Raw genomic sequence first — 25,162 nt, 5'->3', positions numbered from 1 at the left:
ACTATACTAACCGCACAAACAAAGACTATGAAAATTATACAAGCCTACAGAGAGTCCAATAATGAGTGGACTTATTTTCAAGAAAAAGTAACTTTAAAGAATCCTTTAGTCTTGGTTTTTGGTAATAGGCATCTGTTAGAAAATTCAGAAGTGCTTGCAAATATTCGAGCTGAATTTCCTTATGATGATATTGTATTTGGTTCATCGGCAGGAGAAATTATATGTTGTCATGTAAATGATGAAAGTATATCGGTAACTGCAATTGAATTTGAAAAGTCTAGCTTTATTATCGAACGTGAAAATGTTTTGGATTATGGGAAAAATGCAAAAGAGTTAGGAGCAGTTTTGTACTCTAAAATCCCCAAGGATAATTTGAAACATTTATTTGTAGTCTCAGAAGGAAGCTTTGTTAACGGAAGTTCATTAATAAATGGACTTGAGGCGGATATTGATACAACAATTTCAATAACTGGAGGTATGTGTGGTGATGATGCTCGTTTTGAAAAGACATTAGCCTCCTATAAAGAAGATCCAAAAGAGGGAGAAGTGATTTTGATTGGATTCTATGGTGATTCATTAGAAATTACCTTTGCTAGTTATGGTGGTTGGATTCCTTTTGGGCCAGAGCGAATAGTTACAAAGTCTGAAGCTAATATACTGTATGAGATTGACGGCCAACCGGCATTGGACTTATACCGAAAATATTTGGGAGAAAAATCAAACGAGTTGCCGCAGGCATCATTATTGTATCCTTTAAATGTTACTCCACCAGAAAAGAATGAACCGGTAGTGCGTACCATTTTGAATATAGATGATAATGAGCAATCTATGATTTTGGCAGGAGACGTGCCTCTAAATTCAAAGGTACAGCTGATGATGGCTTCTGTAGATGGAATCGCCGAAGGAGCGCAGTTTGCTGCTGAATTTGCGATGAAAGACAGAATAAATAAACCAGAATTTGCATTAATTGTAAGTTGCATTGGTCGAAAATTGGTCATGAATCAAAGAGTAGAGGAAGAATTAGAGCAGGTTAAAGAGGTTTTAGGAGAGCGAGTTCCGCTGGCAGGATTTTATTCCTATGGAGAGATGGCGCCATTTAATGGTAGCAAAGCTTGTGAACTTCACAATCAAACGATGACACTAACCTTAATAAGCGAATAATGCATTCATTGTTAAAAAGGCAAATAGATAAAAAATTAAAGGGCGGCTTAAATGATTTAGACGTTTTTTTGGTAGCGGTTAACGACTCCTATCAAAATTATGAAAATCAAATTGAGATGCTTCAGCGCGCCATGAAAATTAGTTCTGACGAGCTTTTTGAAGCAAATCAAAAATTAAGAGATGAAGCAGAGGGGTTAAAAGACGTAAATAAAAATTTGCAATCTATTCTCAACTCGATGAGTCTAGATGCTAATCTTGCGTTGGATAAAGATAATTTTGATTCATCTGATTACATTAAACAACAGTCTATTGAAATAGTAAAAATAAGCAGGCAGAGAGAAGAGTTGTTGGTAAACCTAGAAAAGCAGAACCAAGCTTTAAATGAATATGCACATATGGTCTCTCATGACTTAAAAGCACCTTTGAGAAGTATTGATACTTTGATTAATTGGTTCATACAAGACAATCAAGAAATGATGAATGTCGACAATCTAAAATCTTTAAATTTAATTTTATCGAATGTCGAAAAAATGGATTTGCTGATCAAAGGAATTCTAAATTATTCGTCTATCGAAAGTCAGAATAGTGAAGATAGAATTATTGACTTAAACGTACTGGTTAATGACATTTTGAATACGATTGAAATCCCAGAAAACACCAAAGTAACATTTGGAAATGAGCTTCCGAAGATTTTGGGAAATGATTTTAGGTTCAAACAATTATTTCAAAATTTGATTCAAAACGGAATTAAATACAACGATAAAGAAGAGGTGAAAATCGAAATATCTTGTACTGAAACCGAAGAGGAAATTGTTTTTGAAATAAAGGATAACGGAATTGGAATACCAGCAGCCTATCAAAGTAAAATATTTGATGTCTTTACAAAGTTACATAATGATGGTAAGTCATCTGGAATTGGACTTTCGATCGTGAAAAAAATTATAGAATTCTATAGAGGGAGAATTTGGCTCGAAAGTCAAGAAAATATTGGCACAACATTTTATTTTACATTATCTAAGAATTATGGAAACACCTAATCTAAATTATATAAATGAACTTTCTGGAGACAATGAAGAGTTCAAAGCAAAGTTAATCGGAATATTAAAACGAGAATTACCACTAGAGGTTGATACCTATTACGAAAAATTAGAAAAAAATGAATTATTGCGAGTTGCAGAAGCAGTTCATAAGTTAAAGCATAAAGTTTCTATTCTAGGTCTCGAAAAAAGTTATTATATTGCTTCAGATTATGAAGACAATTTAAAAAATAGCTCTTTGACCTTGCAAGATGAATTTCAAAACATTTTAAAAGATATGCAAGAGTTTGTAATACAATTATAAAACCTTGCGTAAATGAATTGCATTATTATAGATGATGAAGAAATGGCGAGAGCCATATTGGCCCAATTTATTGCCAACTTTACAGATATAGAAGTCCTAGCCGATTTCTCTAGTCCCATCGATGCAATCAAATATTTAAATCAGAATCCAGTCGATTTAATTTTCTTAGACATTCATATGCCCAATTTTTCGGGTTTTGACTTTATACAGACCATCAAAAATCCACCAAATGTAATTCTAGTAACCTCTGACAGAAATTTTGCTATCGAGGCTTTTGAATACAAATGTATAGTTGATTATCTGGTGAAGCCTATCACAGAATCTCGATTTTTAAAAGCAATTCAGAAATTAGATGGATTGAAACTTCCATCTCAAAATGCAGTAAAATTAGATGTAGAAAGTAAATCCAACAATTTTTATATCAATGTTGATAGGAGATTGATAAAGATTGATTTTCAATCCGTAAATGTAATTGAAGCCAAAGGGGATTATATCCATATAAAAACCGAAACAAAAAACTACGTTGTACATTCTACTTTAAAAAAGATAGAAGATAAATTACCTACAGACATTTTCTTAAAAGTGCACCGCTCATTCATTATTAATATTAAGAAAATAATTGACATTGAGGATAATAGCGTTTTGATTAGTAAAGACGTTATACCAGTCAGTCGATCCAATAGAGCAGAATTACTCAACAGGATAAATATTTTGTAAAGCGTAAGTTAAAACTTTCTTATATTGCCTCAAACCTCTTCTTGTCGGTATTATTTGCTTTTAATCTATCTGTTTTATATATTAGCTTGGTCTTTAATACTATTCACTATGGAAGTAAAATTACCCTTTTCAGAAAATTTAGAGTTGAATTCTTCAAATAATGATACTACCGGATACTATTTAGTTTCAACTAGGTGGACAATGATTAACGACGATCATATAACTTTTATCAGAAGACGATCACTGGGATATTGTTACAATTTAAATTGGGCAGGACCACTGAGCAGATATGATGCTGAGAAAATTATAAAAAATAAAGAAACTACACTAATAATCAGTCATGCGGCTTTAATTCCATTTTTAGTAACGGTTAATAACGAACTTGTTGTGCCGAACAATGCTGAAGTACGCAAACTTATTGGTTTTAAAGCTGAGAGCTTGCAACAAGCCAATTAGCTTTAAAATAATACAAATAAAAACGAACTGCAACTTCAATGGAAAATGCAGTTCGTTTTTGTTTTACCACTAGAAAATATCCCTTCGTCGAAGCTAATCTTTCACTCGACGAAAAATCTTACTATCGTTTATGAATGCATGTATCTTTACATCATAGAACGTTAGACTCGGCAATAAGTTACAATCAAATTAACACCTTACCAGTTATGTTCTATTTTAAAGTTAGTAAAAACATAATTCCAAAAATAGATTACCAATTAGTATAGTATTAAACAAAAAAAGACTGCTACCACGAGCAGTCTTTTTTTTTGCTCTATCAAGAGCTTTATCTCAGTTTAAAAATTGGCTCACTATTCAGTTTCCACTTTAGGCGTAATCCAAACTCATTAAATGTAAATCCAGAAGCAGAAGTTGATGCAATATTACTACGTAGACCATATACATTTGCCAATAATCGATCAGAAAATTTGTAACCTAATTTAGCTTGTACTCTATAAGTCCACTCTTTAGCATCACTTTCCTTAAACTGATATCCAGAAGCTACATTTGCATGATAAAACCAAGATTTTGCCTCGATTCCATTTTCATCTTTTAAGATCTCTAGGAATAACTCAACAGCATTGAATCGCTTAGGACTAAAGTAGTCAGCAGGTACACGATCTTTAAATGCAATATATTGGTAATTTAAACCTCCTTTTAAAACAGGGTTTGACATGAAGTTATAATAGAAAGAAGTAAATAATAAGTTACGTTCATTATTGTCTGTTTGTGAAGTAAAAAAGTACTGTGTAAACCAACCAAAGTTAAAGTTAGTACTTAAATTGTAATTCAAATAGTAGTTGTTGGTGGCGATTTCTTTATCAATCAAATCAGAATTAAAATTTTGCATTTCTCTTTTGTAACCCACTTCTAAATCTTGCAGTTTAAATGGCTTCATTTTAAAAAAAGTATTAATTAAAACTTGCGTGTAATTTACAGTTGTCGAATTGGCCGAGTTGACTCCGGCTTCAAAGGTATAATTAATTTTTGGGTGCAGTTGGTAGGCTGCTCCTAATAAGAAATCATTACTTTTTGCGCCCACATTGGTAACTGTATTCTCAGTTTGTCGGTATTGATATGTCGCATTTACAGTCCATTTTGTTGATAAAGGTACACTAACTAATGTTTTTGATGCTACAGCAGTATTGTTACCATTGTCAAATGAATAGCTTAGCTTTTCTTCTACATAAGGTGTAAAGTCTTCCTTGATTTTCTTAATAAAGTTTAATGCATCCCCTTGATCTTTGAATATTTCCAATGTTGTGTTTGCAGCTTGATAAGCTTTGGAGATTTCTCCCGATGCTTTATGTGCATTGGCTATACCTAAATTTCCATCAAATGATTTACTGTCATTTACTAATATTTGTTCGTAGTATGAAATGCTATCAGGGAAGTCACTTTTGTAAATAGCTAATGTTGCTGCCAATGCAAGAACCCAGTTTTCATTAGGATATTCTATTTTTAAGTTGTCAATAATGATTGCTGCTTCTTTGTATTTTTTGTTCCAAATCAAAGCTTGCACATAACGTTCTTTTGTTTGTTTTTGCAGAGGCTCATCTGTTATATGGACTGCTTTTTCTAGTGATTGTGTTGCGAGTTCCAAAGCTTTTTTCTCTTTCTTATTAATATGTTCTAATAAAGACAATCCATTTAAGGCTATGTTCGGATGTCCAGGTGCCAATAAATTGTATACCTCTTTGCCTTTTTCTATTTCTTTTGTGATGAGGTACATATTGGCTTTGTTCATCAAGGTTTCTTTATCCAAAGGGAAATCAATCAATATTTCGTCATAGAAAGTTGCAGCATTATCAAATTTCTTTTCGTTTACATTTTGATAGGCATATCCCAGCTTTATATACTTCCTTGATATCAATGCTCCAGAATTTCCAGGAGAAAGCTCTAATGCTTTATTTACATTGAGTAGTGCTTCAGGATATTCTTTTAAATTGGATAAGGTATTAGCAAAACCTAGATGAGCAACGAAGTTAGTCGGATTTTTTTCAACAAGTGTCGTGTAAAATGCTTTTGCCTCAGTATATTTTTTATTCCATAGTAGGGATTCTGCATAATTTAGTTCAATTTCTAGATCACCTGGATATTCTTTTTTTAACTGAATAAAATGATCTAATGCTTTATCTGCTTGATCGTTTAAGCCAATAGCACGTGCGTAACATAAGCGGGCTGTTTTGTTTTTAGGATACTCTTTTAAAATGTTGCTGAAAAAAACTTCTGCTTTTGCAAATTCACCTTTTTCAAGATGAGCAAAGCCAGTACTCATGTCTTGAGCCTTTGTAGTTAAGCTGAAAAAAAATAAGAAGAGTAGGCTAATTTTTAAAAATAATTTCATGTTTTGTGAATCTGGGGTTCTATGATGCAAGTTAAGGATTAAATAGTAATATTTCATCTACACTTTCGGTCGATTCATCTAAGTTTATAGTACGCTATAACTTTAATAATGATATTTGTGCGGCTTAAAATTGCTATTAGCATAAAAATAGTTGATTTCTAACCTAGCTAATTTTAAATAATTAAGTGTGTAAGAATTATGTTAAATTATCAAAAATGCTTACATTTAAACAATCATGCCGACAATTTAAGGTGGCAAGCGATTTTATCTTATATAAGTATGAGAATCACTTTTCAAATGCTCTTAATTTTTAGACAATAAAATAATAAAAGTTTACACTAGATAAATACAAACGATACATCTTTGACCAATAGAAGTTACCTACAACTCTATATAGGTCATAAATTATAAATTATAAGTAATGAAGATAGCCTCAAGTCTGATTGCTAAAATACCGAAAAAACTAAGTCCAGAGCAACTCTTCATGGTGACCATATTATTGGTTAATGGAGGTAATTATTTATACAATCTTTTATTAGGGCGTCTGCTTGGACCCGAAGAATTTTCAGATGCTGCTATTTTAATTACTCTTTTACTGATTCTTTCATTCGTCGGAATGACATTTCAAATTGTGACGGCCAAATATGCTGTTTTATTCGAAGAAAATAGACTGCTAGCTTTTACCAAATTAATTATTAAATACGCGGCTATTTTAGGAATACTCTGTGGTGTTGCTATCATTTATTTCTATCAAGACTTACAAACTATTTTCCATACCAAAACAGCATCCATGTTTTATATTTTTGGGTTTGGAATTCCGCTTTATTTTATGATGAGCGTAAATAGAGGTTTATATCAAGGACAAAATATACTTAATAAATTGGCGACTACCTATCAAACAGAGATGGCCAGCCGGTTACTTTTAACGATGGGAGCTTTGTTCTTATTTCCAAATGTTCCTAGTTCTATAATTGTAGCGCTGGGTATCTTATTCTCATTTGTATTTGGCGTATTTCCTTTTCAAAAAATTCTTTTCAAAGGTTTCTCAACAGATGTTGTTACCGAAATAGATGTTCGTTCAATCACAACATTTTTTGCACTAACTGCCTTTTATGAGTTGACACAGATTATTATAAACAATAGCGATATAATATTGGTAAAACACTATTTTGATAATCACGACGCTGGTTTATATGCTTCTCTTGCTCTTATTGGTCGTGTAGTGTATTTTGTTGCTTGGATGTTTGTGATGCTATTACTGCCCAAGGTTATTAAAATGAAAAAAGACAATCAAGATACATTGCCTATTTTACTTAAATATGTCGGGTATATTGCCACATTATCTTCTCTAATTGTAGGCTTCACTGCTTTGTTTCCTGAGTTTGTAGTCAATACAATGTTTGGTAGTGAATATGTTTCTATCTCCTTTTTATTGTGGAAATATGCTCTGGCTACATCGCTTTTTGCTGTGGCAAATATCTTTGCATACTATTACTTATCACTTAATCAATATTTTCCGGTAGTAGTTTCAGCGATTTTGGGAACAACACAAATTGGACTCATCATGCTTAATCATGATACATTAGAGCAAGTCGTACACATGCAAATTATCGCGATGGTAATTTTATTAGTATTTCAACTTTGCTTCTTTTTTTATAAAAATAGAATGACGAAGATTAAAAGTTAAGATTCCCAAATCTCAATTATAAAATAGGAATTTGTGATTGTATTCATTTTCGAACAAAATTGCAAAAACCTACCATTAAAAACCTAAAAACAAATAGTAACTTATGAAAATAGCTGTCATCACTGCCTTCCCACCGAGTAAGGTGACTTTAAATGAATATGGATATCATTTAGTTAAAAATTTTGCTCAAAAACAGGAAGTAAGTCAGGTAATAGTTCTTGCCGATAAAACAGCAGAGCCTAAAGACTTAAATTTTAAAAATAGTGACAAGGTAAAAATTAATGAATGTTGGTCTTTTAATAGTTACGGAAATATTTTGGCTATAAACAAAGCCATTCAAGTAGAAAAACCTGATGCTGTTTTGATCAATCTTCAATTTATGAAATTTGGAGACAAAAAAGTTCCGGCTGCTTTGGGATTGATGATTCCTGCCATTCTACGCATGAATGGAGTTCCTACTGTTTCATTATTGCACAATATTTTAGAACAAGTTGATCTTGAAAGTGCTGGATTTACAGACAATAAGGTGGCCCAAAAAATATATAATTTTATAGGGACTACACTTACTCGTTTGATATTGAAATCAGATATTGTTGCAGTGACTATCAATAAATACGTTACGGTTTTAGAAAAAAAATACAAAGTGAATAATATCAAAGTGATTCCACACGGAACTTTTGATAGTATCGAACAACCTTCATTTGAATTGGCTCCAGGGCCAAAGCAAATTATGGCTTTTGGGAAATTTGGTACTTATAAAAAAGTAGAAATCCTTATAGAAGCCGCTATCATAATAAGACAACGCAGTACAGAGAAAATTGAAGTTGTCATCGCAGGAACAGACAGTCCAAATACACCTGGATATCTTGCAGGTGTTCAAGAAAAATATAAAGACGTTGAGGGAATCCGTTTTACAGGTTATGTAGAGGAAAAAGATGTTCCAGTAATTTTTGGAGAGAGTACCGTAGTTGCTTTCCCGTACACATCTACAACAGGTAGTTCAGGTGTATTGCATCAAGCAGGAAGTTATGGTAAAGCAGTAGTCATGCCTGATCTTGGCGATCTTGCTTTATTGGTAGAAGAAGAAGGTTACAAAGGGGAATTCTTTGACCCAGAAAGCGCAGAATCATTGGCGCAGGCCATAGAAAAAATCATTAATAACGACGACAATAGAAAATCGATCGCAATACAGAATTTTAAAGCAGCAAGTGCTTTATCCATGGATAAAATTACAGATATGTATATGGATACGTTTAAGGAAATTATACAATCAAAAAAATAATTTTTTAGTTCGAAATATACTTAAATGCGGGTTTGTTGACTCCTTTATCATCGATAAACCCGAATTTTGTTTGCCTGTTTTTTTGCCAAGGCCATTTACCAGCAACTTGATCTGGCACATGTGGAAAATCATATAAAGTCCATGACATAAAAGAGTAATTGTTTTTTTTGAAATAAGCTTGCATTTTTTGATGATAAGTTGCTTGTTTCTCAATACTTCCTTCCCAAAAATTCCACATTCCGCCATAAGATGGCACTCCAAATTCCTGAATTACTACTGGTTTTTTAGTGCTCTTCAATAATTGATTCGTTTCGTATTCAAGATGAATTATGTCATTATAAAAGTGATATGATATAAAATCCATTTTGTAAGCCAAGTTCGTTGCCTCAACCGAGTTGGACCAACCTATAGTAACTAAATGATTGGGGTCATTTTCCTTAATGACAGTTTCCATGTGGTCTAGCCAACTTAGTACATTTTCTTTTCCTCTATTTTCGAAATCTAAATTGGGTTCGTTTTTCATATCCCAGGCAAGAATTGCTTTGTGGTCTTTGAAGGTAGACACAATTTGCTCAGCGTGTCGATGCGTTAAAGTCCAATTATCCAGAGAGTAATCACTATAGAAATCAAAAAGGGTAACAACTACAGCTAAATCTTTGGCTTCTGCCAAATCCAAAAAGGTTTTCAGTTTCTTCATTTTCTCAGGGATAATCTTGGCTTTTCCAAAATCACCGTACTGAATAAAAATTCGAATAGTGTTCAGTTTTGCTTTTTTGATAATCTCAAAATCGGCTGCAATTGTGTCTTTGTTGAATAATTCGCCAAAGGTATCCCATGCGGAATTTTTAGGGTAGTAATTAATTCCTTTGATGGTGTAGGGTACTTTATTCTGGAATATTTGGTTGCCTTTGACCGTATAAATTTGATTTGTCTTTGTGGTGTCAGCTACAAAAACTTCGGGTTGCATTTTAAGAAAATGTCGCACACGCCAGAAACCATCTTCTAGAAGCATCATTACTTTATAAGTTGCTGTATCTTGAACGGTGGTTATCAACTCTTTATTCTGATACACTTTTTGATATTCGATCACATTTTTATCTGTAAATACGACCAATTGACCATCTTCACTGTAGAATTCAAGATCAGGGGAGTGTTTGATTGTCGTGTTTTCAATCGTGATTTGATGTTCTCTATTGTACTTTATGGTACGATACAAGTTCAAACGGGTATTCGCAGTATAATAGTCATCTATTCCTTCTGAATTGTTTGTTTTTAAGGCTGTATTTTTTACATACCACGAAAAGAGATAATCTCGCTCTAGCTTGCCCAAAGTGTTTTTCTCCATCTCACGAGCCGGATTCTCTAAGCTTGTCCAATTGACATGTGGCAAATAGACATCCTCACTTTCTGTTTCGAGATGGAGCATCGATGTTCTATCGGCACCAGTGTTGAGGTAATCCAAGATTCTAGCCAAACCCAGCATGGTAAAGACACTTATCACAATAAAGGAAAGTATGAAAGCAGCTTTAAAAATATTACGGTTATTAATTAGTTTCATATTTCTTTATTTCGGTTTTTTGAGTCACTCCTAATGTGGTGATTTCAAATTGATATTCTGATTTTTTATAAAAAGGAGGTAACAAATAAAACGTAGCAATTCCTTTTTGTGTTTCGATAATTTTTGTTTCAATCAGTTCCTTTTTATAAAGTATTTTTAACTCTACTTTAATTCCATCAGGAACGATTTGTTTCATAAAACTTCGTAATGGACCAACTGTTATTTGCCTGTTTTTTTCTGTGAACTTATAGGTAAAATGATCAATTAGCGGATTGTAATCTATTCGAACTGGTTTACTCTCAGCAATTCCCGTAACATATCCTTTCACGGTATAGGTATCCTTATGATCTGGATGTAGCAGTTGTCCTATTGCAATTCCATTTATCGTAGCTGCATAGGTTTTGAGCAAAATATTATTTTGTGTTGTAACTTGAAAAGTAACCAATGTTCCATCTCCCACAATATTGCCATATTTATCCAGAATCGTAGAAGTCTCCAATGTTGTAATCTGATTTCCATCGGCAAATTTGTGCGGGCGACTGAAACTAATTTTAAAATCTTCTCCTGGTGATGGCTGAATTTCTGTTTCAAATTCCTTTGAATCAGTAGCGTTACATGCTGTCGAAATCAACATTTTACCGGACTTAGTTCTAGAGTAAATGTTTTTCCAAGCAATAAAATAGTCGGTCTTTCTTTCGGTTGTTGTGATGTCTTCTAAAAATTGATCTTTAATAACAACGGTAGTGTTATCTTGTTTAGGATTATCATAACTATCAGTTGGAATAGCAACCATCATAGTAAAATGTTCGGTTCCAGTTAATAAACTGGGTGGTCCCAAATAGTTTTCTAAGATCGTTGGTGTGGCATCATTGGGTACAATTTTGAAATTACCGGACATTATCTTTTCTTGATTTTGGATTAAATACCAAGAAACAACTCCTGTTTTGGATCTGTAAATAGCAGGTATTTTATAAACAAGTTTGCCATTGTTGTTTTCAGTATTCAACACTGTTTTTCCATAAGTGTGAATTAAGAAGAGTTGAGGATTAGCCGATAGAGAAGGAGTTGAAAATGTTAAGGCAATAGGTTTACCGGCTACAAAACTATCTTGAGTAGTTTGTAATCGAAAAGAGGTTCTTTCATCATCTATTTTTGAAGCTGCAAAAACAAATAGGAATAGGAACAAAACGGGTAGTACGCTATATAATGCTTTTTTTATCATTTAGGATTACCAATATAATTATTCATTTCTATTTTAATATAACTAAAGCCTTTACCTTTTACTTTTTGAAGCAGTTCTTTTTCAACTTCTTTATTTCTTTTTGGTATTATTGTTCTAGCAAGATCGCCATTGGGCAAACCGTTTACATAACAATTCTCCAATGATGACAAGATAATGCGGCAACTAGACAAATCTAGCAATTCATAGTCAAAATATTGCTTGCGTTGCACACGAACTCCTTCTCTCAAAAAGTAATTGTCTACATACAGTAATTCTTTTTCGGCAGTGTAATAAGAGATTAATAACTCTGGAACGGTCACCTCTTGAATACCATAATTAAACAAAGTTCCTTTTAAATGATTTCTTTCAATGACCAAATCAGACAAGGCCACCTGCGTGTAAAAATCAGTAATAGCTACATTTCCTGCTGATTGAATATCAAAGTTAGCAGGTGTTTCACTTATGTTCTTGGGTGTGAATTCGTTGGGATTGAAAGTTGTTGGCTGAGCAACATCTTTTTTAAGCCATGAAATTTCTTCAAAATTCACTTTGAAACTCGTCGTTTCTTTCGGCATGATTTTGTGCTTAATAACATCTTTAGCATTAAATGTGGCCAGTACCTTATCATGATGGTTGTATAAAGTAGATTTCAAAACCACATCGGCAGGGAAATTATCAATATTTTGTAATTCTCCTATTATGATAAATTCATTTTTGTATTGAATAAGTTTGGCCGACAAAATTTCAAGTTCTGGTTGTTTTAATACATCCTCATGATAGGTTTGTTGGGTCGTTATTTTTCGTCTACCTTGCTTGTAATATGAAGTGGTATTATCGAATAAAAATTGATCTGGCGGAATATCTAATGGTTGTTTTTGAGGTAAAATATACCATTTTCCTTTACGCTTTATTGCTTCATGATAATAGTCCTTGTTGATGATTTCCAATGGTGTAATCCATTTGGTTTTGGCAATAAGAGTGGCTCTCTCATCTGAACTTTTTATGACCTGAATATCAATAGCATCTAATTTTGCATACGAATTTAAAATTCCATCAGCAACAGAAGTTTCGAGCATGAATTGCGAGATAGATAATTTGCTATTGGGATCTATAAAAGCGTGAGCCTTTTCATAATACTTATAATCTAGTGCATCATAATAGGATTTAACTACATTCGTAGCACTAATTTGAGTAGCATTATACATATAAAAATCATACATCGCATAACCGATAACACCTAATAAGAGTACAATCCAAAGATGTAAAACAACAATTACCTTAAATGGGAAGTTTTTATAGGGTACAACAAACTTAAAAAAGTCTGGTTTTACTTCGGCTTTTATCTTTAATGCTTTGTAAAATATACTTTGAATATTAATAATAAAAGCAATTATAACAGTAAGAATAGGTATGATTCCCCACATTAATTTGAGATACAAGGGCACTTCATCTTTCGGGAGTACTTTAGGCAAAGGGGCCACATTTAACTTTTCCCAAACCATGATTCCGTTTTCGAGTAATGATAGTCGGTGCCATCCACAAAAATAGAGTATGGGATCGTAGAATTTATCATTCGAAAAAACATATTTTAAATTGTACTTTTCAGGAACAGTCAAAAACTGTTGCAAGGAGCCAATACCTTCCATTCCTCTAAATTTCGAATTTTCTAGTCGTTCAATAGCGCGAGTAGTCAATTCAGGTAATCGTCGGGCTGAGTGGTAATTTCCATCAACCGTTTTGGCATTGGTCTGTGAAGATAGGGTAGCCATTTGATCTCCAAAACCTAGCGGTAAATAGCGCCATTGGTCGTGCTGGTCCTGATTTAAAAAGTTTACGAGAGGTAAGGTATTTATTTTTTGAGGTTGAAAAGGTCTAAAGTAACCCAGCGTAATGGTAAAACCTGCAAAAAACAGAAAAGTGGCTGCAAAGCAAGCTCCTAGAATACGATGGTATACGTTTCCAAAACGCTGCTGAATAGCGACTTTTAAATCGCCCTCGATTAAGCGATAAACAAATTCACCAAACATAGGTAAGCTCATAATGGATGCCCAAAGCGTAAAACGGTCAAGGGTCAAAATATTAAAAGCGGTCTCACCCAATACTTTCAAAGGAATAGGGGTAGTACCTCCTGTTCCTAGAACTATTAATAAGGAAATGGATAGTCCGAAACAAATGTACCTTTTACTGTAATAACGGTAAAGGATGTAGGGCAAGATGAAAAATAAAATTCCCCACGGAATTACAAAAAACATTAATCCAGAAGAGGTGATTTCAATAAAATTGTCCCTACTGCCGTGTGGGATAGGTACTTGAGTGATGGGATTTGCTTTTGAATTTACCCAATAAGGAAAAATACAAAAGATAATTAAGAACAGCGAAGCAGCACCAAAACTTATAATTCTTTTGAATAATTTAAAAAAAGTACTCAAAAACAATTTAAACTTAATGTCTTTATAAGAGTCTACTTGCTCCCTTGAAACATCCATAACAACCATTCCGATTAATGGAAAAATAAAAAATATCATTCCAAAAATAGGGGTCACATGATGTGAGGTGATGGTTACGGCTAGTAAGGACAATGATCGAAAAAGGTATTTGATTCGTCCACTTTTTATCCATAGGTAAATCTCAGGCATGCAGTGCATTAATATAGACACTCCAATAATACTAGGCAATTGACCAAAGATATGTAGCGTTTCTACAAATGAGGAAGAGAATACAGATACAATAGCGGCATAGCCTGCAACATTCCGATCTCCAGTAATCATCAAAGTGTATCGATAAACCCCCGTTATAAATAAGACAATACCAATAATGGCCACAGAAAACATTCCAAATTTCAAACCTCCTATGAGTGAGAGTAGGCCTATGCTTTGATGCACTAGAGGAGGGTAGCCCATAACTGTAAATCCGGTATACCAACTGTAGTTCCACGGTTCAAACCAGCTTGTTGCATAATGCTGTGCAAAAAACATGTGTATAAGCGCATCGTATGTACTCTCTAAGGTAAAGAAAATAGCACTTGAGTGAAAGACGACTCCAATAAGCAGCGCAACAATTAAGTATTTATTTGTTTTTTCTTTCACTAAATATTTGGGGTTTGACTATGGGTAAAAGTAAGCATAAAAGTATTGACAGTAAATTAAGAAAAAAATTATATTTAAATACGAATTTGATTCAAAATAATTGTTTATGGGTAAGATTATTAATATATTTACTTTTCCCAAATTTACGAAAATTTTAACTTATGAAAATATTAATTGTCGATGATCAAGAACTTGTTGTCTTATCTTTAGAGAAGTGCCTTTTGGATTTAGGTTATCAAGTGGTAACTGCCAAAGATGTTTCGGAGGGGATTCAAAAGTATGATTTAGACGAGCCCAACTTAGTTATTGCCGATATTAACATGCCTTTTTCTCAAGAGTCAGAAGCAGGATCGAGTACAAATGAAAACAACGGACTTGCATTGGCAAAGCATATCAAAATAACAAAGGGGCATACCACTCCCGTTATGATCTTATCGGGAAACACAGATGAAGAAACAATTGTAAAAGGTTTTGATATTGGTGTTGATGATTATATGAAAAAGCCTTTAAGTCTGAGCGAAATTGGTGCGAGAGTGAAAAGACTTATTGGTGTAGGTGATACTTTGCCTACCAATACTAAGAAAAATCAAATTATTCAAAATAACTGTATCGGTGTTGTTATACCTTGTTACAATGAAGAGACAAGACTGCTCAGTGATGAGTTTCATGCATTTGTAGCTTCAAATCTCGGATACCATTTATGTTTTGTAAATGATGGTAGTACAGATAAAACACTAGAAGTATTAGAGAAATTACGACTTGGTAACGAGGATCATATTAGTATCTATGATTGCGAAAGAAATGGTGGTAAAGCAGAAGCTGTTCGATTAGGAACATTGCATTTGGCAAAGCAAGAACAATTTGATTACATCGGTTTTTTAGATGCCGATCTATCTACTGATTTTGCTGATTTTCACGATTTGGTAAGTACCATTTCTGGTTCTCAATTCAAAATTGTAAGCGGTTCACGTATGGCTCGTATGGGAGCAGACATCACCAAAGAATCTGCTCGTGCTATCATTAGTAAAATGATTAATTTTATTATTAGAAAAACCATCGGAATGGATTTTAATGATACTCAATGTGGTGCAAAAATCATGAGTAAAGATGTCATTGAAAAAACATTTCAAACCAAGTTTTTGACCAAATGGTTATTTGATGTAGAGATTTTTATGCGAATGAAAAAAATCTATGGCGACGAAGAGACCAAAAAGTTGGTTTGTGAACAACCTTTAAAAAGATGGATTCATGCAGATGGGTCTAAACTTTCATTTAAGGATTCGTTAAAAATTGTATTCCAAATTGGTCAAATAGCGATTTCATATAGATAAAAAAATTACTTTTGTCTAAAAATAAACAAAGGCTAATTAGTCTCAATTAATTATGAAAGAACAAATTAAAAAATTCTTGAATGAAGATCAAGATCCGAAAGCGATTGAGAAAATCACTTCGAAGTTGCAGGATTTATTAATGAAAAATGAAGAGGTAGGTTATATAGGCGTTCAGAAAAAGCCAGCTTTAACCGTTTTCCCTGATAGTATTGTATTGACCAACAAGCGTATTATTTTATGCAAGCCAAAAAATCTAGGATTGTCAATGGACTTTGTAGATTATGACTGGGAAGATGTTGCAGGTGCATTTGTGAAAGAAAATTTATTAGGATCAGAATTTTCATTTTCGACCAAAACAGATCTTACTATTTCTATAGATTATATTCCGAAAACTCAAGCTCGTAAATTATATACTTTTGCAAAAGAGCAAATGGATAATTTAAAAATTGTTTCGCAAACTAACGAAGCTGTTTTACCACCGCCTATTAATGAAAAGGTTGCGGAAAGTGCAGTAGAAGAGGCAGAAGAAATAGAAGAGATGGAAACTGAAGAGGTAACTCATTTTGCCGAAATTGTTTCTGTATCTCCTACAGAATATCAAAGTATTCCAGCAGAAAAAACAACTCAAGAAAAATCTATGAAAGATTTGTCTTCTGAAGAACTATTCGAAAAATTGCAAAATTTTAAAAAGTTATTGGATAATGGATTAATTCTGCAAGGTGAATATGATACATTAAAAAAAGAAATTATGAGTTATATGTAATTCTGGTTTATATAACGCAAAAACCCCGTCAATGATTAAATTGACGGGGTTTTGTGATTATTGCCTTTTCGAACTTAATGAATTTTAGTAAGCACCTAAGTAGAAACTTCCAGAGGCTGCTTTCAATTTAGCACCTTTTGTAATTTGCTTTGTGGTTACATCTATAATGTATATGTTTCCATCTTTTCCTGCTGGAGTCAGTGGGATGTATACTTTGTTTCCAATAGCTCCAATGTTTTGAAACTGTCCTAATGTAGTTGACAATGCTGCATCTGATTCGATATCTGTTGCTAGTTTGGTAGCGGTTAAATCATTTAGATTTACCAAGGCAATATAGCCACCAGAACTTCCTGATGTTGTATATAAAACTACTCCTAAACCATTCGAAATATAACGCCACGCTTTTATACTTGTTCCTGTCATACCCAAGGCAGTGTCTAGATTAAAGTGATAATTTTGATCGTATTCGTCTGTTGTTTTGCTGATACGCAAAATGTCTGGTCCTGAGGTTGCAGTCGCTTGATAAATATTTCCATCAGTACCAAGATGTTGCGTCATTGTGCGGTAACCGTGGTTGTTTATTTTACTTTTCTCAGAAATAATGATTTTTGCATTACGTAAAGATGGGTAATCTACCACATAGGTAACAGTACCAATGTTTCGTTCATCTGTAGTCTCCCAACCAGAAATCACACCAGTAGTAGCATTTGTTGTTACCGTTCCGTTTACATTATGTCGATTAACATTGACACCAATATATAATTTGGTTTTTGCTTGGTTTAGAACAGGTACATCTGCTCTCGAAATGTAATATCCTTGTGCTTCATATTCACCTAGATCTACATTGATTGTTCCAGTGTTTGTTATAGCGGTATTGTTTAAGTCAATATTCGCAATTTTAATAGTTCCCTTTGGGTTTTGGTACACATAATTTGGAGCTGTTCCTGTAAACGCAGGTAGCGCTTCACCATAGTATACACCTACACCAATACCCTCGGCTGCTTTTACCCAACGAGGAGCAGTACCCAAAATAGTAGCCGTGTTCAATTCAAAACCTACTTCTTCATACTGTCCTGCTCCAGAAACACTGTATTTATTAAACACACCACCTTCTGTTCCTGTGTACTGAATGTTATATAAGAATTTCCCATCTGCAGATGCCTGTACACGCGCTGTACGACTTGACTTTAAAGCAAAACCTTGAACATATTCTGCTCCATTTAATTTAAAAAGATCTACTTCGTAATCTGGATTGGCAGCATTTTCTTCTGTAATAGCATAAGCTCTCGTTCCTCCATTACCTGCAGTTCCGTTTGCGTCAGGAAAAGATCCTGTTAAGCTTATCCATCGCATATCGCTTTCTACTGGCGGCTCAGTTGTTTCGCTATCGCTGTCATTACTACAACCTCCTAAAGTTAAAGCCATGACAGCTGTACTCAATAATGCTATTTTAAATAGATTTTTTTTCATGATAATAATTAATTGTGATTATAAAAATTTAGTAAATGTGTAATTCAATTTAAAGTAGATACCTCTACCAGGTTTTTGTATGGCAAAATTGTCGTAGATCTCGGCATTGGTGACATTTTTTATATCTAGACTTGCCACTAGTTTTCCAGAAGGGAAGCGGTAATTAACACCTAGATCATGCGTAAGTTGACTGGGGGTTAAGGACCAATCGGGCTGTCCCCATACGATGTAATACTCTCCTACGTAGCCAACGTTATAATAGGCGTTAACAATGGACTTTTTCTGAAAAACGTCATTAAAACGATATTGGAAATTAGCATTCGCACTAAGAAAAGGTTCGTTAGGAACTTGCTGACCATAAAAGGAATGCGAGGCGCCACTTTCGTCCAATTCTTGTTTAAAGACATTGTTGAATTTCGAAAAGTTAAGTGAAGCATTCAGTCTGCTATTGTAACTGTACGTGATTTCAGCTTCAAAACCTCGAGCTTGTGTTTGACCAAGATTGACATATTTTGTCGTTTGTATGTCGGCATCTGACTCTTCTTGAATTTGCGATACATCTACAACTTGCTGTGTGATTTTCTTGTATCCATTGCGCCAAAATGCATTAGCATACAAGGATACTTTGTGATTACCAATGTCTAATGCGCCCCAGCGAAAACCCAAATTATAATTGATGTTTTTCTCGGGTTCTAGTTCAAGATTTGGTAGAATATTAATCTCAGGTGCTCCAAACAATTGAGATTCGCTCGGCATGATATAAGAGTTCTCAGTAGAGGCAATGATAAAAAGCTTGGGCTTCACATTATAAGACAGTGTTGCTCCATAACCAAAATTTGAGTTATAGGTAAGCGTATCTTTTTTAACTATTGAGTTGACACCATTAGTACTAACTATTTCTGATCTGGTTTGGTTGGAACTATTTGTGGTGTACTTGCCCAGTATGTTTGTTCTTAATTTTTTATCGAATGTTTGTGCTTCATAATTCATAGAAAGAATATTTTTTACTAGTGTTCCTTTTGTGGCCAAGTCATTGTAAGCAGGAATTAGTAAATCAAAATCGGTTCTATCAGTAGCCTCGTATTTATGGTTTAAGGATAGTCGATGTCCGTTTGCAATGAGGTACCCTAAGTTGGAGCGAGCATTTGTAATTTTTCTATCGGTATTTGTGATGGTTTTTGGACCTTGTTGTCCGCCCGTTGTTTTCAGAGGGACCCTTTCGCCAAACTCAATAACTTCTCGCACATTGCCATCCCAATTGTAGGCGTACCCAATGGTGTCTTGCAAGTATGTACTGCGATTGCTGCGTACGGCATTGACTGAAAGCGCTAACCCTTTGGCTAAAAAATCTTTTTTAGTATAATTTAGAAAGAACACATGAGCTTCAGTTTCATTATATCGACCCACATAAGGAACCGACATTGTTATTCCGTGGGGGATTTCATTGTAGTTGCTTGATCCGTTGTAGCCTATGAAAAATTGATCGGCCCATTTGGTATTAGTAAAACCAGCTTCGAGACGAGTTCCAATTGATTTGTATGTATTGTTAAATCTTTTTGCTCTGTACGGTCTTATAATTTGTTGCAGGTGATTGACATAGGTTGTTGATCTACCCCAAGTTTCAAAATTATTATCAGAGTAGGTATAAAACCCAGAACCTCTAAATGATAATCCTGATTTTTTATCGCGTAGTGTAACACTTAGATCAGCTTGAACCGTATTAAAAGAACCATAAGATACCGCAGCCGAAGCACTATTTTGAGATACATCCTTTTTTAAAACCACATTAATAGCACCACCTACATAATCACCAGTTAAGTGTGAAGGCAAGACCCCTTTGTATACTTCAATTCGCTCAATCATAGCAAGCGGAATGTTATTTAGATTGAAAGATTGCCCGTAAGTAGAGAGTTCGATACCATCTAAGAAAAGTCCAATGGTACTCCCAGACATTCCGTTAAGATTGTATTCCACATTCGATCCTATTCCGCCATTTTGCCTCACGCGAACGCCTACAGACCGATCTAGTAATTCATTTGTTGTTAAATTGCGCAAAGAAGCTTCTTTTGTTTCAATCACATTTACAGCAAAACCAGTCGTTTCAATTTTCTTTTTTTTTGACTTCCCTTGAATTTTTACATCATTTAATGCTTCTATATCTACATCGATCTTTGGATCTACAAGCTGAGTCGATTTTAATTTTATATGTATTTTTCTAGAGCTGTTAGGCTTTAATTCAATAGTTTTTGTTTGAGTAATAAACTCCGGATGTTGAAAAGTAATTCTATAGTTTCCTGAGGGAATAGCAATTGTAAATTCACCATTCGATTTTGTTTTTGTGGTGATTGATGTTCCTTCTACAATTACATTAACTCCTTTTAAAGCGCTATTCTCAGTTGTCACTTTTCCGTAGATACTAGCTTTGTTTTCTTGTGAATAAATAGAAAATGTGACTAAGAGCAAGGCGATATAGCAGATATATTTCTTAGTCATATACTAATTTTTAAAATAAATTAATTTTTATTAAGACTTATTATAAATAGTTTTGTTGCAAAAGTACAGGGTACTTCGAAAATAAAAGTGGGGAAAAACGGATTATTATTTTGTAAAAGCGGATTATTATAGTGAAAATTACTTCTAAAATTAGAACAACTCAGAAACCAATTTTTGAGATTACAACAGAAAATCAAAATATAACAAACAATTCTTTTTTGGAAGAAAATGTTTGTAGCGATGAGGTCGAAGATGAATACCTGATAACTTCAAGTTTAGTTTCTAGAAATCTAGTGCTGTTGGATATCGAATTGTTTTTTGAATATCCGAAAACAATTGATTTCAATGTAACAGGGGAGTCTGTGTTGCTAAATTTCATCTGCTGCAACAATGTGAAATGCGCTATTGAAAATTTTGAAGGCGAAATGTATGAGGTAGAAAATACGCAAAATATTATTTATGCGGTTGATTTTAGCGGTCAGTATGATGTTCCAGCTTTCGAACAAATAAAATATTTTACTATCATCTTATCTGCCGAATATTATGCCGAATTGATTAACAAAAATTGGAATCTCCATCCAAAGTTTTCAAAGGATATCCTTCGAAAAATAAATACCACGTTAAGTCCCAATTACCTTCCATTTAACCCAGCCATTCAATGGGTTATACATGAAATTAAAAATTGTAAGTACGAGGGTGCGATGAAGAAAATGTATATCGAAACAAAAGTAAAGGAACTTGTGGTTTTGCAAATTGAATCGTTGTTAAACACAATTGATGAGAAACTAATTGTAGATTCAGACGATTACGATAAACTCCATGAAGCCAAGTTAATTTTAGAAAATAATTTTACTAATGCACCTACATTGCCGGAGCTTTCGAGAATAATTGCGCTTAATGAATTCAAACTTAAAAAAGGTTTTAAGGCTTGTTTTCAAACTACAGTCAAAGGATATATTACCAAACTGCGCATGGAATATGCCAAAAATCTGTTTAGAAATAAGACTTTAAATGTTGGTGAGGTCGCAGAAAAATGTGGTTACAAGGACGTCTCTCATTTTTCATCAGCTTTTAAATTATTCTATGGTTTTACGCCAGTTAGTTTTCGAAAAAACCATTTAAGTCTAAAATATGCATTTCTTTATTGTGATCTTTTAGACGTTTTCTCCTTGGATCTTTTTTTAATGTAAATAAATAGTATGTCATAGTAAAGAATTTTTGAATTTATAGTCGCTTATAGGTTATCTAATCGTTACCATACTTACTTATTATTTAGCTTATCATAACTTAAACTTAATTTTTATGAAAAGGTAGGGTAATGCAGTCCCACTAGTTTTGCATCATAAAAAAAAACAAGATAGGATGAACAAGCAACATTTGATAGTATTATTTTTTTTAATGACTGTAATGAGTTATGCTCAAAAAGGAATCGTTTCGGGTAAAATTTTGGACGCGGCTGATAAGTTTCCGCTACCAGGAGCCATGATCGAAATTAAAGGACAAAATAAATACACTATTTCAGATAGTAATGGTAGGTATGAATTTCTAAATGTAAATACAGGGAGTTATAAATTAGAAATTAGATATATAGGATACAGCCCAATTGTAAATGATGTTACAGTAGCCGATGGTAAAAATGCTGTTGTCAATTTTAGTTTGAAAACTTCTGGAACAGAATTAAATGAAGTAGTAGTAGGAGATGTTTTAAAAGGCCAAGCGAAAGCATTGAACCAACAAAAAAATAATAACAATATAGGTAATATAATTTCGTCTGATCAAGTGGGACGCTTTCCAGATGCTAATGTGGGAGATGCATTAAAGCGAGTTCCTGGTATCACAATGCAAAATGACCAAGGAGAAGCAAGAAACATCATTATTCGTGGTCTTGCACCTTCACTTAATTCGGTAACTTTAAATGGTGACCGCATTCCATCAGCAGAGGGAGATAACAGAAATGTACAAATGGACTTAATACCATCGGATATGATTTCGACAATTGAAGTAAATAAAACCTTGACACCCGATATGGATGCAGATGCTATTGGAGGATCTGTAAACTTGGTGACTCGAGCTACGCCAAACCGTCAACGTATTTCGGCTACTTTGTCTGGAGGTTATAGTCCAATCCGTGATAAAGGAATTTACACGGGAGGGTTAGTTTACGGAAACCGTTTCCTTGATCAAAAATTAGGAGTCGTTTTTAGCGGTTCGTATAGTAGCAACGATTATGGGTCTGATAACGTAGAGAATGTTTGGACCAAGGATGATTTTGGAAACGATTATTTAAGTAAATCTGAAATTAGAAGATATGATGTAGAGCGTGTTCGTAGGAGTGGTGCACTTGCTTTGGATTATAAGTTTAATGAGAACAATACCATTTTTGCAAATGCGATTTACAACTGGAGAGACGACCGCGAAAATCGCTATCGAGTAACTTATGATAACATTGAACCTATTTATGCAGGCGAAAGCATCACTGGATATACAGGTAGAGTTACACGCCAAACAAAAGGAGGGGTGGACAATGACCGCAATCAAAACAGAAGATTAGAAGACCAACGCGTTCAAAATTACGCCTTGCGAGGAGAGCATTTAATTAATTCTAAATTAGATTTAGATTGGTCGGTAAATTATTCTACAGCAAGAGAGTACCGTCCAGGTGAGCGCTATGTTGATTACCGCCAAAAAGATGTTGGTGTAGCTCAAGATTTATCAGATTCAAGATTTCCGCTAATTACAACAACAGGAGAGTCATTGAGTGCACTCAAATTTGATTCCCTATCGGAGAACACAGATGATACAGATGAAAATGAATTGGGAGCCAAATTAAACATTCGCTTTCCGTTTTCTATTATTCCGTCTGAAAAAGGACGTATTAGAACAGGACTTCGTATGAGGTTAAAGAACAAGTCTCGAAATAATATTTATTATTCTTATGAGCCAACAAATGATGACTTAGCTACTTTGGCCGTAGTGCCAACATTATTTTTGGATGGTAATGGTTTTAATCCTGGAGATAAATATGTTGGGGGAACATTTGCTTCTGCTACATATTTAGGTGGATTGAACTTAAATAATGCGACTTTGTTTGATAGTCAAGTTGAGCCTTCTGAGTACCTAACAGCCAATTATGATGCAAAGGAAAATATATTTGCAACCTATGTGAGATGGGATCAAGATTTTAATAGCAAACTATCGATGATACTTGGTTTTAGAATCGAAAATACAAATATTGACTACACTGCCAACCGTGTTTTAGATGAAGAAGAATTAGAAAGCAAGATTGAAACGACAAACAGTTACACAAACGTGATGCCTGGCATCTCATTCAAATACAATGCCACCCAAGATTTAATCGTGAGAGCAGCAATTACAACTGCATTGGCTCGACCTAATTATTATGATTTAGCACCTTATGTAAACAATATCGCATCAGATCGTGAAGTTTCAGCAGGAAACCCTGATTTAAAAGTGACTTATTCCTATAATTATGATTTAATGGTAGAGAACTACTTTAAATCCGTTGGTTTGCTTTCTGGAGGAGCATTCTACAAAAGTTTAAATGATTTTGTTTACAAATACAGTACAAATCAATTTACCAATGCTGATTTTGCTGCTCTTTTTCCAAATCAAAACAATCCAATTCCGGTGGGAGAGGAATGGAAATTTATCCAGTCAAAAAATGGGGATAACGTAGCTGTTTACGGTTTTGAGGTTGCCTTGCAGCGTCAACTTGATTTTTTACCTGGTAAATTCCTAAAAGGATTTGGAGTATATGTAAATTACACTTACACAAAATCAAAGGCAAAAGGAATTGCTGATGAAGATGGAAACGAGAGAAAAGATGTGAGCCTTCCGGGTACAGCTCCACATATGTTTAATGGGTCATTATCATGGGAGAACAAACGTTTTTCAGCTAGAATTTCATCTAACTATACAGCTGCTTATGTAGACGTTTTGGGTGCAGACGCCTCCGAGGACAGTTATTACGACAAACAATTCTTTGTAGATACCAATGCAACATTCAAAATTACAAAGAGCATGCGTATCTTTGCAGAGGCAAACAACTTAACAAATCAACCGTTACGATACTATCAAGGTAGTGAGTCTCAAACACAGCAAGTTGAGTTTTACCAACCACGTTACAATTTAGGACTGAAATTTGATTTTTAATAAAAAATAATACTAATAGAAAAAAGCTGCAAGGAT

The 25,162-nt window shown here is 34.0% G+C and carries 17 protein-coding genes; 11 read left to right on the top strand and 6 right to left on the bottom strand.

Annotated elements, in window-relative coordinates; genetic code table 11:
- Positions 1 to 27: 27 nt before the first annotated feature.
- From LXH21_RS04015 to LXH21_RS03995, 5 genes are all read left to right on the top strand, one after another.
- A complete protein-coding gene (locus LXH21_RS04015; protein ID WP_239862923.1) occupies positions 28 to 1,161 on the top strand; it encodes an FIST signal transduction protein in 1,134 nt (377 codons plus the stop codon).
- Entirely contained in the window at positions 1,161 to 2,198 is a 1,038-nt protein-coding gene (locus tag LXH21_RS04010) for a sensor histidine kinase (protein ID WP_239862922.1), read from the top strand. Before LXH21_RS04015 ends, LXH21_RS04010 begins: the two co-directional genes overlap by 1 nt.
- A complete protein-coding gene (locus tag LXH21_RS04005) occupies positions 2,185 to 2,502 on the top strand; it encodes an Hpt domain-containing protein (RefSeq protein WP_239862921.1) in 318 nt (105 codons plus the stop codon). The genes LXH21_RS04010 and LXH21_RS04005 overlap by 14 nt, the downstream gene beginning before the upstream one ends.
- A 12-nt stretch (positions 2,503 to 2,514) precedes the next feature.
- Positions 2,515 to 3,219, top strand: a complete 705-nt coding sequence (locus LXH21_RS04000) for a LytR/AlgR family response regulator transcription factor (RefSeq protein ID WP_239862920.1) — start codon at positions 2,515 to 2,517, stop codon at positions 3,217 to 3,219.
- 108 nt (positions 3,220 to 3,327) lie between these two features.
- A complete protein-coding gene (locus LXH21_RS03995; protein ID WP_239862919.1) occupies positions 3,328 to 3,675 on the top strand; it encodes a hypothetical protein in 348 nt (115 codons plus the stop codon).
- A gap of 325 nt (positions 3,676 to 4,000) precedes the next feature.
- Here the strand turns inward: LXH21_RS03995 and LXH21_RS03990 are convergent, their stop codons facing one another.
- Positions 4,001 to 6,061: a tetratricopeptide repeat protein gene (locus LXH21_RS03990; protein ID WP_239862918.1), complete on the bottom strand. Its 2,061-nt coding sequence runs from the start codon at positions 6,059 to 6,061 to the stop codon at positions 4,001 to 4,003.
- 421 nt (positions 6,062 to 6,482) lie between these two features.
- On the opposite strand from LXH21_RS03990, the gene LXH21_RS03985 reads away from it, so the two are divergent.
- Complete coding sequence (locus tag LXH21_RS03985; protein ID WP_239862917.1) at positions 6,483 to 7,748, top strand: MATE family efflux transporter; 1,266 nt, start codon at positions 6,483 to 6,485, stop codon at positions 7,746 to 7,748.
- 103 nt (positions 7,749 to 7,851) lie between these two features.
- On the top strand, positions 7,852 to 9,030 hold the full coding sequence (locus tag LXH21_RS03980; protein ID WP_239862916.1) for a glycosyltransferase: 1,179 nt from the start codon (positions 7,852 to 7,854) through the stop codon (positions 9,028 to 9,030).
- Between the two features lie 4 nt (positions 9,031 to 9,034).
- Here the strand turns inward: LXH21_RS03980 and LXH21_RS03975 are convergent, their stop codons facing one another.
- The 3 genes from LXH21_RS03975 to LXH21_RS03965 are packed head-to-tail and all read right to left on the bottom strand — an operon-like array spanning position 9,035 to position 14,896.
- Positions 9,035 to 10,588 (bottom strand): glycoside hydrolase family 2 TIM barrel-domain containing protein, encoded by a 1,554-nt coding sequence (locus LXH21_RS03975; protein ID WP_239862915.1) that lies wholly within the window; start codon positions 10,586 to 10,588, stop codon positions 9,035 to 9,037.
- Complete coding sequence (locus tag LXH21_RS03970) at positions 10,575 to 11,810, bottom strand: hypothetical protein (RefSeq protein ID WP_239862914.1); 1,236 nt, start codon at positions 11,808 to 11,810, stop codon at positions 10,575 to 10,577. Before LXH21_RS03970 ends, LXH21_RS03975 begins: the two co-directional genes overlap by 14 nt.
- Positions 11,807 to 14,896: a hypothetical protein gene (locus LXH21_RS03965; protein WP_239862913.1), complete on the bottom strand. Its 3,090-nt coding sequence runs from the start codon at positions 14,894 to 14,896 to the stop codon at positions 11,807 to 11,809. Before LXH21_RS03965 ends, LXH21_RS03970 begins: the two co-directional genes overlap by 4 nt.
- A gap of 161 nt (positions 14,897 to 15,057) precedes the next feature.
- On the opposite strand from LXH21_RS03965, the gene LXH21_RS03960 reads away from it, so the two are divergent.
- Together LXH21_RS03960 and LXH21_RS03955 are read left to right on the top strand one after the other, a co-directional pair.
- Positions 15,058 to 16,227: a glycosyltransferase gene (locus tag LXH21_RS03960; protein ID WP_239862912.1), complete on the top strand. Its 1,170-nt coding sequence runs from the start codon at positions 15,058 to 15,060 to the stop codon at positions 16,225 to 16,227.
- A 52-nt stretch (positions 16,228 to 16,279) separates the two neighbouring features.
- Positions 16,280 to 16,990 carry a PH domain-containing protein gene (locus tag LXH21_RS03955; protein ID WP_239862911.1) on the top strand — a complete coding sequence of 237 codons (711 nt, stop codon included), beginning with the start codon at positions 16,280 to 16,282 and terminating at the stop codon, positions 16,988 to 16,990.
- A gap of 84 nt (positions 16,991 to 17,074) precedes the next feature.
- On the opposite strand, the gene LXH21_RS03950 is transcribed toward LXH21_RS03955, so the two are convergent.
- Complete coding sequence (locus tag LXH21_RS03950) at positions 17,075 to 18,460, bottom strand: hypothetical protein (RefSeq protein ID WP_239862910.1); 1,386 nt, start codon at positions 18,458 to 18,460, stop codon at positions 17,075 to 17,077.
- A gap of 18 nt (positions 18,461 to 18,478) precedes the next feature.
- Positions 18,479 to 20,953 (bottom strand): TonB-dependent receptor, encoded by a 2,475-nt coding sequence (locus tag LXH21_RS03945; RefSeq protein ID WP_239862909.1) that lies wholly within the window; start codon positions 20,951 to 20,953, stop codon positions 18,479 to 18,481.
- Between the two features lie 131 nt (positions 20,954 to 21,084).
- On the opposite strand from LXH21_RS03945, the gene LXH21_RS17295 reads away from it, so the two are divergent.
- Positions 21,085 to 22,143, top strand: a complete 1,059-nt coding sequence (locus tag LXH21_RS17295) for a helix-turn-helix domain-containing protein (protein ID WP_239862908.1) — start codon at positions 21,085 to 21,087, stop codon at positions 22,141 to 22,143.
- Positions 22,144 to 22,315: 172 nt separating this feature from the next.
- Complete coding sequence (locus tag LXH21_RS03935) at positions 22,316 to 25,126, top strand: TonB-dependent receptor (protein ID WP_239862907.1); 2,811 nt, start codon at positions 22,316 to 22,318, stop codon at positions 25,124 to 25,126.
- Positions 25,127 to 25,162 lie beyond the last annotated feature (36 nt).

The organism is Flavobacterium algicola (genome assembly GCF_022399565.1).
GTDB classification, from domain to species: Bacteria; Bacteroidota; Bacteroidia; order Flavobacteriales; family Flavobacteriaceae; genus Flavobacterium; species Flavobacterium algicola.
This window is presented reverse-complemented; position numbering and strand designations above follow the sequence as displayed.